The 14,489-nt window shown below is 71.4% G+C and carries 12 protein-coding genes; 7 read left to right on the forward strand and 5 right to left on the reverse strand.

Annotated elements, in window-relative coordinates; all coding sequences use genetic code 11:
* Positions 1-356: 356 nt before the first annotated feature.
* The 4 genes from ACFP2T_RS40220 to ACFP2T_RS40235 are packed head-to-tail and all read left to right on the forward strand — an operon-like array spanning position 357 to position 4,567.
* Positions 357-3,182, forward strand: a complete 2,826-nt coding sequence (locus ACFP2T_RS40220) for a sensor histidine kinase (protein ID WP_377431903.1) — start codon at positions 357-359, stop codon at positions 3,180-3,182.
* A complete protein-coding gene (locus ACFP2T_RS40225; protein ID WP_377431906.1) occupies positions 3,183-3,605 on the forward strand; it encodes a roadblock/LC7 domain-containing protein in 423 nt (140 codons plus the stop codon).
* Positions 3,595-3,984 carry a DUF742 domain-containing protein gene (locus ACFP2T_RS40230; RefSeq protein WP_377431909.1) on the forward strand — a complete coding sequence of 130 codons (390 nt, stop codon included), beginning with the start codon at positions 3,595-3,597 and terminating at the stop codon, positions 3,982-3,984. The genes ACFP2T_RS40225 and ACFP2T_RS40230 overlap by 11 nt, the downstream gene beginning before the upstream one ends.
* Positions 3,965-4,567, forward strand: a complete 603-nt coding sequence (locus ACFP2T_RS40235; protein WP_377431911.1) for a GTP-binding protein — start codon at positions 3,965-3,967, stop codon at positions 4,565-4,567. The genes ACFP2T_RS40230 and ACFP2T_RS40235 overlap by 20 nt, the downstream gene beginning before the upstream one ends.
* Before the next feature lie 31 nt (positions 4,568-4,598).
* Here ACFP2T_RS40235 and ACFP2T_RS40240 read toward each other — a convergent pair whose 3' ends face one another.
* Genes ACFP2T_RS40240 through ACFP2T_RS40255 form a run of 4 tightly spaced genes read right to left on the reverse strand, consistent with a single transcriptional unit; the run spans position 4,599 to position 8,293 of the window.
* Positions 4,599-5,261: a LutC/YkgG family protein gene (locus ACFP2T_RS40240; RefSeq protein WP_377431914.1), complete on the reverse strand. Its 663-nt coding sequence runs from the start codon at positions 5,259-5,261 to the stop codon at positions 4,599-4,601.
* Positions 5,248-6,783: a lactate utilization protein B gene (locus ACFP2T_RS40245; protein WP_377431917.1), complete on the reverse strand. Its 1,536-nt coding sequence runs from the start codon at positions 6,781-6,783 to the stop codon at positions 5,248-5,250. The genes ACFP2T_RS40240 and ACFP2T_RS40245 overlap by 14 nt, the downstream gene beginning before the upstream one ends.
* 22 nt (positions 6,784-6,805) lie before the next feature.
* Complete coding sequence (locus ACFP2T_RS40250) at positions 6,806-7,555, reverse strand: (Fe-S)-binding protein (RefSeq protein WP_377431920.1); 750 nt, start codon at positions 7,553-7,555, stop codon at positions 6,806-6,808.
* Positions 7,556-7,558: 3 nt separating this feature from the next.
* Positions 7,559-8,293, reverse strand: a complete 735-nt coding sequence (locus ACFP2T_RS40255; RefSeq protein ID WP_377431923.1) for a GntR family transcriptional regulator — start codon at positions 8,291-8,293, stop codon at positions 7,559-7,561.
* Positions 8,294-8,503: 210 nt separating this feature from the next.
* Here ACFP2T_RS40255 and ACFP2T_RS40260 point away from each other — a divergent pair, with 210 nt between their 5' ends.
* The 3 genes from ACFP2T_RS40260 (at position 8,504) to ACFP2T_RS40270 (ending at position 13,203) form a co-directional block, all read left to right on the forward strand.
* Positions 8,504-9,556: a lactonase family protein gene (locus ACFP2T_RS40260; protein WP_377431926.1), complete on the forward strand. Its 1,053-nt coding sequence runs from the start codon at positions 8,504-8,506 to the stop codon at positions 9,554-9,556.
* Positions 9,557-9,797: 241 nt separating this feature from the next.
* Positions 9,798-11,510, forward strand: coding sequence for a VWA domain-containing protein (locus ACFP2T_RS40265; RefSeq protein WP_377431929.1), 1,713 nt, complete (start codon positions 9,798-9,800; stop codon positions 11,508-11,510).
* Positions 11,511-11,718: 208 nt separating this feature from the next.
* Positions 11,719-13,203, forward strand: coding sequence for a sugar transferase (locus tag ACFP2T_RS40270; protein WP_377431931.1), 1,485 nt, complete (start codon positions 11,719-11,721; stop codon positions 13,201-13,203).
* Positions 13,204-13,275: 72 nt separating this feature from the next.
* Here ACFP2T_RS40270 and ACFP2T_RS40275 read toward each other — a convergent pair whose 3' ends face one another.
* Positions 13,276-14,430, reverse strand: a complete 1,155-nt coding sequence (locus ACFP2T_RS40275) for a PP2C family protein-serine/threonine phosphatase (protein WP_377431934.1) — start codon at positions 14,428-14,430, stop codon at positions 13,276-13,278.
* Positions 14,431-14,489: the final 59 nt, after the last annotated feature.

Genomic DNA, 14,489 nt, shown 5'->3' on the forward strand with positions numbered 1-14,489 from the left:
GTGGGAGCGGCGTCGTTGCCGGCCCACCCGCCGCGGCCCGTTCGCCGACGTGTGGGCTCCGCCGGCAATGCGAGCCCGGCCGCGGTCTTCGTTAGGCGCCGGATTCGGGGTGGTCACCCGGCACATTGGATCGGCGAAGATGCATCCGGGGGAGTCGGAGCGCGCTATTAAAAAAGACAGTTATCAATTTATCTGACCGATACGATCAACTCGACAACCCGTCGTCCAGTAGTGCGCGAGCCCTCGATTACGTATCCTGCCGAAGGCACGCGCGCCCGTGACCCTCGGATCCTGGCCGGAGCCGCGGGTGGCCGGTTCGGGTGTCGCCCCTGACGCATCCATTCCGGCGAGGTCTGATGGAAACCCAGAACTGGCCGATCCGCTCGAAGATCGTCGCGCTGGTCGCCGTGCCGATCGTCGCGCTGTTGGCGCTCTGGATCTTTGCGACAACGCTCACCGTGGGACCCGCGTCGAGCCTGCTCGCCACCCGGACCCTCCTCGACGAGATAGGGCGGCCGGGCGAGGCCCTCGTGGTGGAGTTGCAGCAGGAACGACGACTCTCGGTGGTCCAACTGGCCGACCGGAACGCCACCCCGGCCCTGACCGACCAGCGCGCACGCACCGACCGGGCCATCGCCGAATTCCGTCGCCGTGTGTCGAGCGACGACCTCCGGGACTCCACGGGTGACCTGCTCGACGCCCGGGTCGACCAACTCCTCACCGCCGTTGACTCACTGCCGTCCGGACGGGTGTTCATCGACCGACGCTCCGTCGACGCCAGCGGGGCGTTGGGGCTCTACAGCGGCATGATCGACGCGGCGTTCCGGACGTTCACCGCCCTGAACACGCTGCCCGACGAGACGTTGAACCGGGAGGCCCGCAGCCTCACCGAACTCGGCCGGGCCCGCGAGGTCCTCGCCCAGGCCGATGCGCTGCTCGCCGGAGTTTTCAGCGCCGGGCGATTCGGCCCGGGGGAGCACGCCCAGATCGTGCAGATCATCGGTACCCACCGGTTCCTCTACGCCGAGGTGATCGCGGACCTTCCCGACGCCGACAGGGCCGCATACCAGCGACTCACCGAGGGCGACTCGTTCACCCGGCTACGTCGGATGGAGGACGATCTGATCGGCCGGGGTGGCACGGGTTCCGCCCTGCCGGTCGCCGGCCGGGCCTGGCAGAGCAGCTACGAACAGGTCCAGCGGGAACTGCGGGAGTTCGAACTCGACGGAGCCCAGGCGCTGACCGAACGCAGCCGGCCGGTCGCGCTGGGCATTCTGGTCCGGCTGGGGCTGGCCGGCCTGCTCGGATTCGCTGCCGTACTGGTCTCGGGAGTCATCGCGCTGCGGATCGGCCGGTCACTGGTCCGGCGGCTGACCAGCCTGCGGGCCGAGGCGCTGGCGATGGCGAACGACCGGCTACCCGACGTCGTCGGGCGCCTGCGTAAGGGCGAGGAGGTGGACGTCGCGCGCGAGGCGCCACCGCTCGACTACGGCCAGGACGAGATCGGTCAGGTCGGCCAGGCGTTCAGCGAGGTGCAGCAGACCGCCATCGCCTCGGCGATCGACGAGGCCGCCCTGCGGCGTGGTCTCCGGGACGTCTTCCTCAACATCGCCCGGCGTAGCCAGACCCTGCTCCATCGCCAACTCGCGCTGCTGGACCGGATGGAGCGGCGGGCGGCCCAACCGAACGAGCTGGCCGACCTCTTCCGGCTCGACCACATGGCCACCCGGATGCGGCGACACGCCGAGGACCTGGTCGTACTCGCCGGTGCGGCACCCGGGCGTGGCTGGCGCAACCCGGTGTCCATGGTGGACGTCATCCGGGGAGCGATCTCGGAGGTCGAGGACTACGCGCGGGTCGACCTGGTCAACATACCGCCGGCCGCCACCGCCGGCCGGGCGGTCGGTGACGTCATCCACCTGCTGGCCGAGCTGATCGAGAATGCGACGTCGTTCTCGCCGCCACACACCCGGGTACAGATCACGGGTCACGAGGTGTCGAGCGGCTATGCGATCGAGATCGAGGACCGTGGCCTGGGCATGACCGCCGAGGCCATCGAGCAGGCCAACCGCCGGCTGGTCGACCCGCCGGACTTCGATCCGGCGAACAGCGCCCGACTCGGCCTGTTCGTGGTGGCGCTGCTCGGTGCCCGGCACGGTGTCCAGGTGGAGCTGCGGGCATCCCCGTACGGCGGGGTGACCGCGGTCGTCCTGATCCCCGGTGAGCTGGTGGAGCCCGACGCCGGCACATCGGCCCTGCCCGGCGACCGGTCCGACGCGACGGACACCGGGACGGCGAGTCCGTCGCCGAACCGGCCGGCACCGCCGACTTCGACAGCGCCGACTTCGGCCGCGTCGAGTTCGACAGCGCCGAGTTCGGCCGCGTCGAGTTCCGCAGCGCCGACCCCGCGTTCCGGGTCCGGCTCCGGGTCCGGGCTCGGGCCCCGGCGCAAGGCAGGCGCCGCCCTGGAGGCCCTGGTCGCTGCCAGCGCGAAGGCCGGAGCCGGTGCCGTGCGGCCCGGTGCCACCGATCCCGCCGCCGTGCGGCCGGATGCCGCCGATTCCCGGCTCGGGACGTCCGGTGCCACCGGGGCCGGTGCCACGGGGGCCGGAGCCGCCGGTACCGGTGCCGAGGGTGGCGCCGCCACGCAGCCGTCGGCCAAGGCGGTCACGAAGCCGGCGGGCAGTGCTGTCGAGCAGCCGGCGGGCAGCGGTCTTGAACAGCCGGCGGGCGGTGCCAGGACCGGGGATGGCGGCGCCGTGACGACCGGGATGACCGACGACACCGTGGTAATCCCGGTCGTCACGGCGGGCGGACCGGTGCGCCCGGCGGCCGCGCCGATCGGCGAGGACGGCCTGCCCCGGCGAATCCGGCAGACCAACCTCGCGCCGCAGTTGCGGAACCGTCCGGGTGCCGCGCCGGACCGTGCCGGTCGCGACCGGATCGTTCGCGACCGGACCGCCGGGGGTATGGCGGGCGACGGGGTGGGGCCGGTCGCCGACGAGTCGCTGGACGAGCCGCCGCCGCGCACCCCGGAGCAGGTCCGGGCCGTGATGTCGGCGCTACAGGCGGGTACGGCGCGGGGGCGCCGCGACGCCGGCCCGCCGCCATCCGGCGAAACCTCTGATACCTCCGCCCGGGTCACCGATCCGGGTTCCACAAATTCTGAAGGGGACGGGTGAGTGGTGCACACGACGAGGCCGGGCGCGGATCTCAATTGGCTGCTCGACGATCTCGTGGAGCGCGTACCGTCCGCGCAGCAGGCCGTGCTGCTCTCCTCGGACGGGCTGCTGATGGCCGCGTCGCAGGACCTGAGCCAGGAGGGTGCGGAGCACATGGCGGCCATGGCTGCCGGCTTCCAGAGCCTGGCGAAGGGAGCGAGTCGACACTTCCAGGCCGGGCCGGTACGCCAGACCGTCATCGAGATGGAGTCGGCCTTCCTCTTCGTCACCGCCGCCGGACAGGGCGCCTGCCTGGCGGTACTGGCCAGCGCCGCCTCCGACATCGGGGTCATCGCGTACGAGATGGCGATGCTGGTGACCCGGGTCGGGCAGAACCTGACGGCGCCGAGCCGATCACCGAGGGCGCCGGCAGATGCGGAGTGAGGCGCCGGGACCACACCACGACTGGCTGGACGACGACGCCGGGCCGGTGGTGCGTCCGTACACGATGACCGGAGGGCGGGTCCAGCCGGCCGCCGGTGGATTCGACCTGATGGCCTTCGTGGTGGCCGCTCCACCCGCGAGTGGCGGCGAGCAGTCGCCGCCACAGCCGGAGCATGAGGCCATCGTCTCGATGGCGCAGCGGCCGATCTCCGTGGCTGACCTGGCCGCCGACCTCAATCTGCCGGTGGGCGTGATACGCGTGCTGCTCGGTGATCTGCTCGCCAGCGACCGGATCTCGATGTACGAGCCGCCCGCGTCGCGCCAGTTCCCAGACGACGACATTCTCAAGGCGGTGGTCAATGGACTCCGGGCGCTCTGACCAGGAGACGGCGAGGCGACGGATTCCGATCGCGCTGAAGATCCTCATCGCCGGTGGGTTCGGGGTCGGCAAGACGACCCTGGTCGGTTCGGTCAGCGAGATCCGTCCGTTGCAGACCGAGGAGGTGCTGACCGACGCCGGGATCGGCACCGACGACCTGTACGGCGTGGAGGGCAAGCAGACCACCACGGTAGCGATGGACTTCGGTCGGATCACCATCAACGAGGACCTCCAGGTCTACCTGTTCGGTACCCCGGGGCAGGACCGCTTCTGGTTCCTCTGGGACGAGCTGGCGTTCGGGGCACTCGGTGCGGTGGTGCTCGCCGACACCCGTCGGCTCGCCGACTGCTTCCCGTCGGTGGACTACTTCGAACGGCGGGGAATCCCGTTCGTGGTCGCGGTCAACTGCTTCGACGGCGCCAAACGGTTCGGCATCGACGCGGTACGTACCGCGCTCGACCTGGACCCGGACGTGCCCGTCGTACTCTTCGACGCCCGCGAGCGGCAGTCGGGCAAGGTGGTGCTGGTCGCCCTCGTCGAGCATGTCGCGCAGCGACGCGGCGAGCGGGTACCGGCCGGCTGACGGAGACCTCGGCGCCGGCACCGGGGCGACGTCAGCCGCCGACGATCAGCACCTCCAGCCGCCGAGGGCCGTGCACGCCCTCCACCCGGTCGAGTTCGATGTCGCTGGTCGCCGACGGCCCGGAGACCAGGGTGAGCGGTCGGGTCGGGTCGGCGAGCCGGGCGAGTGCCTCCGGCAGCCCGCCGGCCACCTGGTCGGTGCGTACCACGCACACGTGGTGATCGGGGACCAGGGTCAGCAGCCGGCGACCCTGATCCGGGCCGCCGTCCAGGATCAGCGTCCCGGTCTCCGCGATCGCCACCGCACATCCGGTGAGCACGGCCAGCCCCGGCGCGTCGAGGTCGGCCACGGTCAGCGGGTCCGGGTCACCGTCCCGACGGATCCCGCCCGGGTACGTCGACAGCCAACCCGCCGGCACCCCTTCGGGTACGACGACCGTCGGCACCTCGCCCAGCAGTTCGGCCAGTGCGTCGGCCACCCCGTCCGGTTCGCAGCGTCGTACCGTTGCCCGATAGTCGACCAGGCGGTCGATCAGCAGTTCCACCCGGTCCCGACCGGACTGCGCGTCGTCGCGCGTGCCGGTGACCGGGGCGGTGCGGTACTCCCGGGGGACTGGTACCGGCTCGGTGGGCCGGGCGGCCCGGATCCGGGCGAGGACCTCGTCCCGGGCGGAGCCGTGGCTAGCCTTGGTCACGATCGCCCTCCCCATCCGTAACGGGATCCCGACCGGCGGCGCGATCCCGACCAGCGGTGTGGTCCCGACCAGCCGTGGGGTCCCGACCGGCCCACCAGTCCCGGAACGTCTCGGCGGCCGGCAGTGGGGCGTCCCGACTCGCGGTCCAGGCCGACAGTGGCCACGGCAGCCGGCGCACCTGACCCCGTCGCCCGGCGGTCCACCGGAGCGGCGCCGAGCCACGTCGGGCAGCCCGCAGCGCCGCCGCGTACCGCCGACGGTCCCGCATCACCCAGGAGAGCGTCCGCATCGCGGTCCGTTCCGCCGACGGTCGGCCCCGGCGGGCATCCACCCCGCGCTGGCGCAGGTGGACCAGTACCTCCGGAATGTCGATCCGCACCGGGCAGGCGTCGAAGCAGGCGCCGCAGAGCGTCGAGGCGTACGGCAGGGTGCGGTTCGCGCCAGCGTCCGGCCCGGTCATCTGGGGCGACAGGATCGCGCCGATGGGTCCCGGGTAGACCGACCCGTACGCGTGCCCGCCCACCCGTTCGTAGACCGGGCACACGTTCAGGCAGGCCGAGCAGCGGATGCAGCGCAGCGCCTGCCGACCGACCGGATCGGCGAGCGTCTCGGTACGGCCGTTGTCCACCAGCACGATGTGTACGGTGCCCGGCCCGTCCCCCGGCGTCACCCCGGTCCACAGCGACGTGTACGGGTTCATCCGCTCGCCGGTGGAGGAACGGGGCAGCAGTTGCAGGAAGACCTCCAGGTCGCGGAAGGTCGGCAACAACTTCTCCACCCCGACCACGGAGATCAGCGTCTCCGGCAGGGTGAGGCACATCCGCCCGTTACCCTCGGACTCGACGACCGCCAGGGTGCCGGTCTCGGCGATCGCGAAGTTGGCGCCGGAGATCGCCACCCGGGCGCTGAGGAACTTCGCCCGCAGGTGCCGGCGGGCCGCCTCGGCGAGCGCGGCCGGCTCGTCGGTGAGCGAACCGACGTCCACTCCCGGCATCCGGCTGGCGAAGATGTCCCGGATCTGCCGGCGGTTGTAGTGGATCGCCGGCACCAGGATGTGCGACGGGGTGTCGTCGGCGAGCTGCACGATCAGTTCGGCCAGGTCGGTCTCCACCGCCGCGATGCCGGCCTCGGCGAGTGCCTCGTTGAGTCCGATCTCCTGGGTGGCCATCGACTTGACCTTGACCACCTCGGTGCTGCCGGTCTGCTGGACCAGTCCGGTGACCACCGCGCACGCCTCGGTCGCGTCCCGGGCCCAGTGCACCGTCGCACCCGCTGCGGTGGCGGCCGCCTCGAACTGTTCCAGCAGCTCCGGCAACCGGGCCAGCACGTCGTCCTTGATCGCCGCACCGGAGCGGCGCAGCGCCTCCCAGTCGGGTACCTCGCCGACCACCCGGAGCCGCTTGTCCCGGATGGTGTGAGTGGCCCGGCGCAGGTTGGCCCGGAGTTGCCCGTCGGCCAACTCGCGTCGGGCCGCCGTCGGGAACGGCAGCGGCGCGACGATGTTCCCCGTACCACCGGTCATGGCTTCTCCTCGCTCCGCTCGGTCATGACCGCTCCTCCTCCGTGCTGGCGAGGATCTCCGCGTAGTGGATGGCGCGTACGCCCGGGCCCGTGCTCGACCGGCTGCGGCGGGACAGGCCGCCGCCGATGTGCGCCAGGCAGGAGTTGTCGGCCGCCGCCACGTACGCCGCGCCGGTGTCGCAGACGGCGCTGCACTTGTCGGCGAGCATCGCGGCGGAGACGTCGGCGTTCTTCACCGCGAAGGTTCCGCCGAAGCCGCAGCATTCCTCGGCGCCGGGCAGGTCGACCAGGTCCAGCCCGCGTACCGCGCGCAGCAGTCGCAGCGGCCGGTCGCCCAGTCGCAGCATCCGCAGGCCGTGACAGGTCGGGTGGTAGGTGACCCGGTGCGGGAAGGAGGCGCCGAGGTCGGTCACCCCGAGCACGTCCACCAGCAGTTCGGAGAGTTCGTAGACCCGGGGTCCGAGGTCGGTGACCGCCGCCGCGAGACCCGGATCCGGCTTGGCCAACCGGGGGTACGAGTCGCGCACCATCGCCACGCACGAGCCGGACGGGGCGACCACGGCGTCGTACCCCGTGAAGGTGTCGACGAAGCCACGGACCAGCGGTAGCGACTCGGCCCGGTATCCGCTGTTGGCGTGCATCTGCCCACAGCAGGACTGCTCGAGGGGAAATTCGACGCTGTGTCCGAGCCGTTCCAGGATGCGTACCACGGCCCGTCCGGTGCCCGGGAACACCAGGTCGTTGACGCAGGTCACGAAGAGGGCTATGCGCACGGGTCAGGACCTTTCGAAGAACGGCAGGTGCCGGTCGGCGGCGGCGAGCAGGTGACCGCGCATCGCCGAGCCGGCGGCATCCGGCTCCCCGGTGGCCACCGCGTCGACGATCCGCAGGTGTTCCCGGCCGCTGGTCCCGTAGTGGGCGGCCGGGAAGTGCAGCCGGAAGAGGTGCAGGTGGGCGCGGAGCCGGACCACCGCCCCGTGCAGCATCCGGTTGCCGGACCGCTCGGCGAGCAGATGGTGGAAGCGCGCGTCCTGGGCGGTGAACGCGGTGATCGCGGCGAAGCCTTCGGTTCCGGGTACGGGGTCGGGCAACTCGGCCTCCCGACGGAGTTGGGCCAACTCGTCGGCCAGCCCGTCGGACTGCTGAGCTGCGTCAGCGCCTCGTTCGGCGCCTCGTCCTGCGCCTCGTTCGGCGACCCGTTCGGCGACCCGGCGTGCCGCCGCCGTTTCCAGGATCAGCCGCATCTCCACCAACTCGTCGAACTCCACCCGGGTGAGCAGCGGCGCCGCGGTGTAGCCGGCCAGGGGCCGTTTCCGGACCAGGCCGTCGGACTCCAGCCGGGCGAGCGCCTCACGGACCGGGGTGGGTGAGACCTCCAGGCGACGGGCCAGCGCGTCGATGTTGATCCGTTCGCCCGGCGCTACGGCGTGGTCCATCACCAGCGTCCGTACCGACTCGTAGACGTCGTCGGCGAGCGTGGTCCGGCGGGCGGGGCGCAGCAGACCGTTCACGATCGAAGATCCTATAGGAAAGGCGGACGAGCGGAAAAGATCCCTTACGGCCAGCCGGCCGGCCGGAAATGCCTTCCGCCGGAAATGCCTTCCACCGGTGCCACCTTTCCGCGACGGGACCGGCGACCGCCGGCAACCTCCGGCGCTCTCTGGTTTGATCGTGAGCGGAGCGGCCCGACCGTGGGGTGGGGCCGGGGATGGGAGCGACGGATGTCCGACGGCACCGGGATCGTTCATATCGGCTGCTACACGGCGGAGAGCGGGGGGCGCGGGACGGGCATCGTCGCGGCCCGCCGGGACGCGGTGAGCGGTGGGCTCGACGTTCTCGGCGTGGTCGCCACCACGCCGTCACCGTCGTTTCTGGCCCGGCATCCCCGGCTGCCCGTGCTGTACGCGGTCAACGAGCTGACCGCCGGCACCGTGAGCGCCTGGACGATCCACTCCGACGGTGCGCTGACACCGCTCTCGGTCCGGTCCACCGGCGGCGACAGCCCCTGTCACGTCGCGGTCGACCCGGGCGGGGAGTTCCTGTTCGTGGCCAACTACGGCAGCGGCAGCGTCTCCGTACACCCGCTGGACGCGACGGGGACGCCGCAGGAGCGTACGGACCTGGTCACGCACGACGGGAGCGGTGTCGTACCGGATCGGCAGGACGGACCGCACGCGCACATGGTCTCGCCCGATCCGGTCGGTGCGGGCCTGCTCGCGGTCGACCTCGGCACCGACTCGATCTACCGGTACGAGCGGGATCCAGCCGGCCGGTTGCGGCAGACCGCCCGGGTACGCACCCAGCCCGGGACCGGCCCCCGGCACCTGGCCCGGCACCCCGACGGTCGGCGGTGCTTTGTGGCCGGCGAGCTGGACGCCTCCGTGACGGCGTACGGCTGGGACGGCGCCGACGGGCTGACCGAGCGTGGTCGGATCGAGGCGAGCCGGCGGTCCGGACTCGTCCAACCGTCCGAGATCGCGGTTGGCCCGGACGGACGTTTCCTGTATCTGGCCAACCGGGGAGTCGGCACCGTCGCGGTGTACGCCCTCGACGACGACCTGCCGCGCTACGTGGCGGAGATCTCCGGTGCCGGTGACTGGCCACGGCATCTGGCGTTGCTCGGCGGGTACCTCTACGTTGCGGAGGAGCGGACCGATGTGGTCGCGGTGTTTCCGCTCGACCGGGGGACCGGGGTGCCGTCGGCGGCGACCATCCGGGTCGAGGTGGCCAGCCCGACGTGTGTACTCGGGGACAGGTCCTTAATTCTTGCATAAATATGGATAAGATCTTTTTACGCGGTTGGTGGGCTGATCCGGCCTTCCTGGGCGATCTACTCGACAGTAAGACGTCGTCCGGTTACCACCGGTAAAGTTTCTTCATAAAGACTTAGACGGCTGGGTAACATTCCGCCACTCGCCTCTGGCACGACTTCGCAGAACCCCGCAAGATGGTCAGGTGCCTGGCCGCCATCGCATGCGTAGCAGTATCCGTGGGACCGGCGCCATCGTCGTTGCGATGGCGCTCGTTCTTGTCGTCTCCGTCGGCGGGTGGTTCGGCTATCAGCGGTGGGCCGGTCCAGACTGCACGGGCGAGCTGAAGCTGTCGCTCGCCGCGGCACCCGAGATCGCTCCGGCGGTCCAGGCCAGCGCCGCCCAGTTGGTGGCCGACGGTGCGGCGGTCGACGGTCTCTGCGTCGCGGTCGACGTCACCGCGGCGGAGTCCGTGGACGTCGCCGCCGCGATCGCCGGCCAGCACGGCGTGTCGCTGTCCGGAGTCGGCCAGGCCAGCGGCGGCGCGACGCTGCCCAACGTGTGGCTGCCGGACTCGTCCAGCTGGCTGCTCCGACTGCGTCAGCAGGCGCCCGCGTTCCAACCGCAGAACGGGACCTCGGTGGCGCGCAGCCCGGTCGTGGTGGCCATGCCGGAGCCGGTCGCCGCCACCGTCGGCTGGCCGCAGAAGCAGCTCGGCTGGGCCGACCTGCTCAAGACCATCACCACCGGGACCCGGCTCCGTACCGGCATCGTCGAGCCGAGCCGGGACGCGGCGGGTCTGTCCGGCCTGCTCTCGCTGGCCATCGCCGCGCAGTCGTCGGGAGCCCAGGCGACACAGGCGACCACGGCCGCGCTGCGGGCACTGGCCACCGGCCGGTCGGCCGTCCGCGAGGAGTTGATCGCGCGGTTCCCCCGGGCGACCGATCCGGCGTCCATCGCGTCCAGCCTCGGCGCCGCGGCGCTCTCCGAAGAGGACGTCATCGAGTTCAACAAGAAGAAGCCGCCGATCCCGCTCGCCGCGCTCTATCTCCAACCCGCGCCGTTGTCGCTCGACTACCCGTTCGCCGTGATGCCGGGTACCGAGCCGGACAAGGTCGCCGCCGCCGAGCAGTTGTTCGCCGCGCTGGACAGTTCGGGCTTCCGTAGCCGGCTGGCCGGGCAGGGACTGCGGGCTCCGGACGGGACCTGGGGGGAGGGCTTCGTCGCCCCGCGCGGCGCGCCGAGCCCGGCGGGCAGCTCGCCGACGCCGAGCACCGGGCCGAACCCCGGGGGTACGGCGGCCGGTAGCGCGAACGCGGCGGCGATCGAGCAGGTCCTGTCCAGTTGGTCGGTCGCCACCCAGTCCGGCCGGATGCTCGCGATCATCGACGTCTCCGGCTCGATGAACGCGAAGGTGCCGACCGCGAACAACGCCACCCGGATGAAGGTCACCCTGGAGGCGGCCAGGCGCGGGCTCGGGCTCTTCGACGACTCGTGGGCTCTCGGCCTGTGGGTCTTCTCCACGGAGCTGGTCGGCACCCGGGACTACCGTTCCCTGGTGCCGATCGGGCCACTGTCCAGTTCGCGCGGCAAGTTGGAGAGCGGGCTGGCCGGCATCGCGCCCAAACGCGGCGGCGACACCGGTCTGTTCGACACGATTCTCGCCGGCTACAAGGCGGTCCAGGAGGACTGGGAGCCCGGCCGGGTCAACTCGATCGTGATGCTCACCGACGGCAAGAACGACGACGACAACGGCATCAGCCAGGCCGCGCTGCTCGCCGAGTTGAAGCGGATCGAGGATGCGGATCGCCCCATCCAGGTCGTGATCATCGGTATCGGCAACGAGGTCAACAAGGCCGAACTGGACTCGATCACCAAGGTGACCGGCGGCGGCGTCTTCGTCACCGAGGACCCGGCGAAGATCGGTGACATCTTCCTCCGGGCGATCGCGCTCCGGCCGTCGACTGCTCCTCGCTGACTCCAGCCCTCTGATCGAACCCCTCCGACCCGCGTCGGGGGGGTTCGCCGTGAGCAGCTCGACGACCGGCGACGCAAACAAATGACGGTAATCCGTCGGAAGCGCTCGGTAGTCTCACCGATACGCGAGGATGTCGAAGTGCCCCCGGGCCGCTTGATCAGCAGATCGAGCGGCTGATCGGGTTACCCCCTGGAGCGAGGGAGGGCCGGTGACGTCGGCGACTCTGCTGAGCCCTACCACGATGCCTCCGGAGCCCACCTCGGGGGCATCTGCGCCCTCGTCCCGGACGCGTCAGCGGGGCTACATCCGGGCCATCCTGATCCTCGACGCGGTCATCCTGGTGCTGGCGGTGATCGGTGGCTACTTCGCCCGGTTCGGCGGCGACGAGCCCCGCGGCTCCGACATCCCGTACGTGATCGTCGGCCCGGCCCTGGTAGTCGCCTGGCTGGTCTCGCTCAAGGCACTACGCTGCTACGACCACCGGGTGCTCGGCTACGGCGCCGACGAGTACCGCCGGGTCAGCGCGGCCAGCCTCCGGCTCGCCGGCGCGGTGGCGATCGCCGGCTACCTCGCCGACGTCGGGGTTTCCCGTGGCTTCCTCGGCATCTCGTTCGCGGTCGGCACGGTCGGATTGGTGATCGCCCGCTTCGCGGCCCGCAAGCGCCTGCACTGGTCCCGCTCGCGGGGTGCCGGCTGGTCCCGGCGGGTGCTGGTGATCGGCGACACCGCGCACGTGCTGGAGCTGGTGCACACGCTGCGCCGCGAGCCGTACGCCGGATACCAGGTGGTGGGGGCGTGCATTCCGGACGCCCTGCTCGCCCCGGTGCCGCAGCGGCTCGGCGACGTGCCGGTGCTGGGGTCGTTCCGGGCGATCCTGGACGCCGCCGCCGCGATCAACGCCGACACGGTGGCGGTGACCGCCAGCAACGAGCTGACCGCCACCCGGCTGCGCCGACTCGGCTGGCAACTGGAGGGAACCGGTATCGACCTGGTGCTGGCCCCGGCGCTGACCGACGTCGCCGGCCCACGCATCCACACTCAGCCGGTCGCCGGGCTGCCGCTCATCCACGTCGAGGCGCCCGAATTCCGAGGTGCCCGGAAGATCATCAAGAGTTTCGTGGACCGCACCCTGTCGTTCACGGCGCTGACGGCGGCGCTGCCGTTGCTGGCCGTCATCGCGCTGGCCATCAAGCTGAACAGCAAGGGGCCGGTGATCTTCCGGCAGATCCGGGTCGGTCAGGGCGGTCAGGAGTTCGGCGTCTACAAGTTCCGGACCATGGTGGTCAACGCCGACGCGCTGCTCGCCGAACTGGCCGCGAAGAACGAGACCGACGGGCTGATGTTCAAGATCCGTAACGATCCCCGGGTCACCCGGGTCGGTCGCGTGCTCCGCAAGTGGTCCCTCGACGAGTTGCCGCAGCTCGCCAACGTGCTGTTCGGGCACATGAGCCTGGTCGGGCCGCGCCCACCGCTGCCCTCCGAGGTCGCCCGGTACGACGGCGACGTCGCCCGCCGGCTGCTGGTGAAGCCGGGCATCACCGGGCTCTGGCAGATCAGCGGCCGATCGGACCTGAGCTGGGAGGACGGCATCCGGCTCGATCTCTACTACGTGGAGAACTGGTCGCTGGCCGCCGACCTGACCATCCTGTGGAAGACGGTCGGCGCGGTGGTCCGCACCCGGGGCGCGTACTGAGATCGTGCGTACGGAGATCGTGCGTACGGAGATCGTGCGTACCGGGGTCGCCCGTACCGGGGTCGTGCGTACTCAGCTCGCCGGAGCACCCTGACCGGGTCCGCTGCTGCCGGTCCAGTCCAGGGACACCACCACCGCGTCGTCCACCAGATCGCTGCCGACGAACGCCCGCAGGTCGCCCAGCAGCGACCGTACCGCCTCCAGTGGCGCCATCGACCTGGTCCGCCGGACGGACCGGTGCAGTGCCGCCTCGCCGTACCGGGCGGTGCGGGAGGCCGCGTCGAAGACGCCGTCGCTGACCACGAACAAGCGGTCGCCGAGCGACAGCTCGAACCGCTGCGACTGGTAGAGGGTGCCGTCGAACATGCCGAGCGGAAACTGGTCGTCCAGCGGCTGCTCGATGACCTCTGACCCCCGGAGTACGAGCAGCCGGGGCGAACCGGCGTCCACCGCGGTCACCACCCCGGTACGCAGGTCCAGCTCCAACAGCAGCGCGGACAGGTGCTGGACGCCCTGGTGGTAGGAGTAGATCGCCTGGTCGGCCAGGGCCGCCTGGTCGGCCAGTTCGAGCCCGGCCCGCCGGGCGTTGCGCAGGGCGTTGGTGCCGAGGCAGGTGAGCATCGAGGCGGTCACGCCCTCGCCCATGCCGTTGACCGTCGACAGCCACACCCGTTGACCGTCGTCCGCCCAGTCGAAGGTGTCGCCGCGAACCGCGTACGCCGGTTCGAGCTGGCCCGCCAGGCTGAACGACGGGCGGATCCGGCTCCGGCCGGGCAGCAGCTCCCACTGCATCTCCGCGGCCAGGGTCAGTCGGCGGGTCCGGGCCCCCACCGCGTACCGGTCGGTCCCGGGGCGCACCGCGACCAGTTCGTGCGCCAGTGCCGTGGCCACCTCCGCCAGCTCGCCCCGCCGGTCCGGGTCGTCGGGTACGGGAGCCAGCCGGAGTACGCCGATCCGGTCCCCGCGCATGGTGACCGGAAGGTGCAGGGCGCCGTCCTGGATCACCTCCGACTGGTGGTCGAAGCACCGCCAGGCCGGGGTGCCGGCACCGATCACCGGCTCGGCGCCGTCCAACGGCACCAGGGCGGCCAGCCGGTAGTCCACCTGGAGGAGTTCCGTCTCCGTCGTCCCGTACGCCCTGCCCAACTCGGTAGCGAGACGTTCCAGGAGGAGATCCGCGGGGGCGTCGGCCAGGCAGCGACGTATCGCGAGCAACCGGTCGCTCATCCGCGTGCCGCCGCCCGAGCCGCCGATCCGCCGGTGCGGGTCGGGCGTTCCGGTCGTCC

Origin of the sequence: Plantactinospora solaniradicis (assembly GCF_042658085.1) — a bacterium.
Classification (GTDB): domain Bacteria; phylum Actinomycetota; class Actinomycetes; order Mycobacteriales; family Micromonosporaceae; genus Plantactinospora; species Plantactinospora solaniradicis.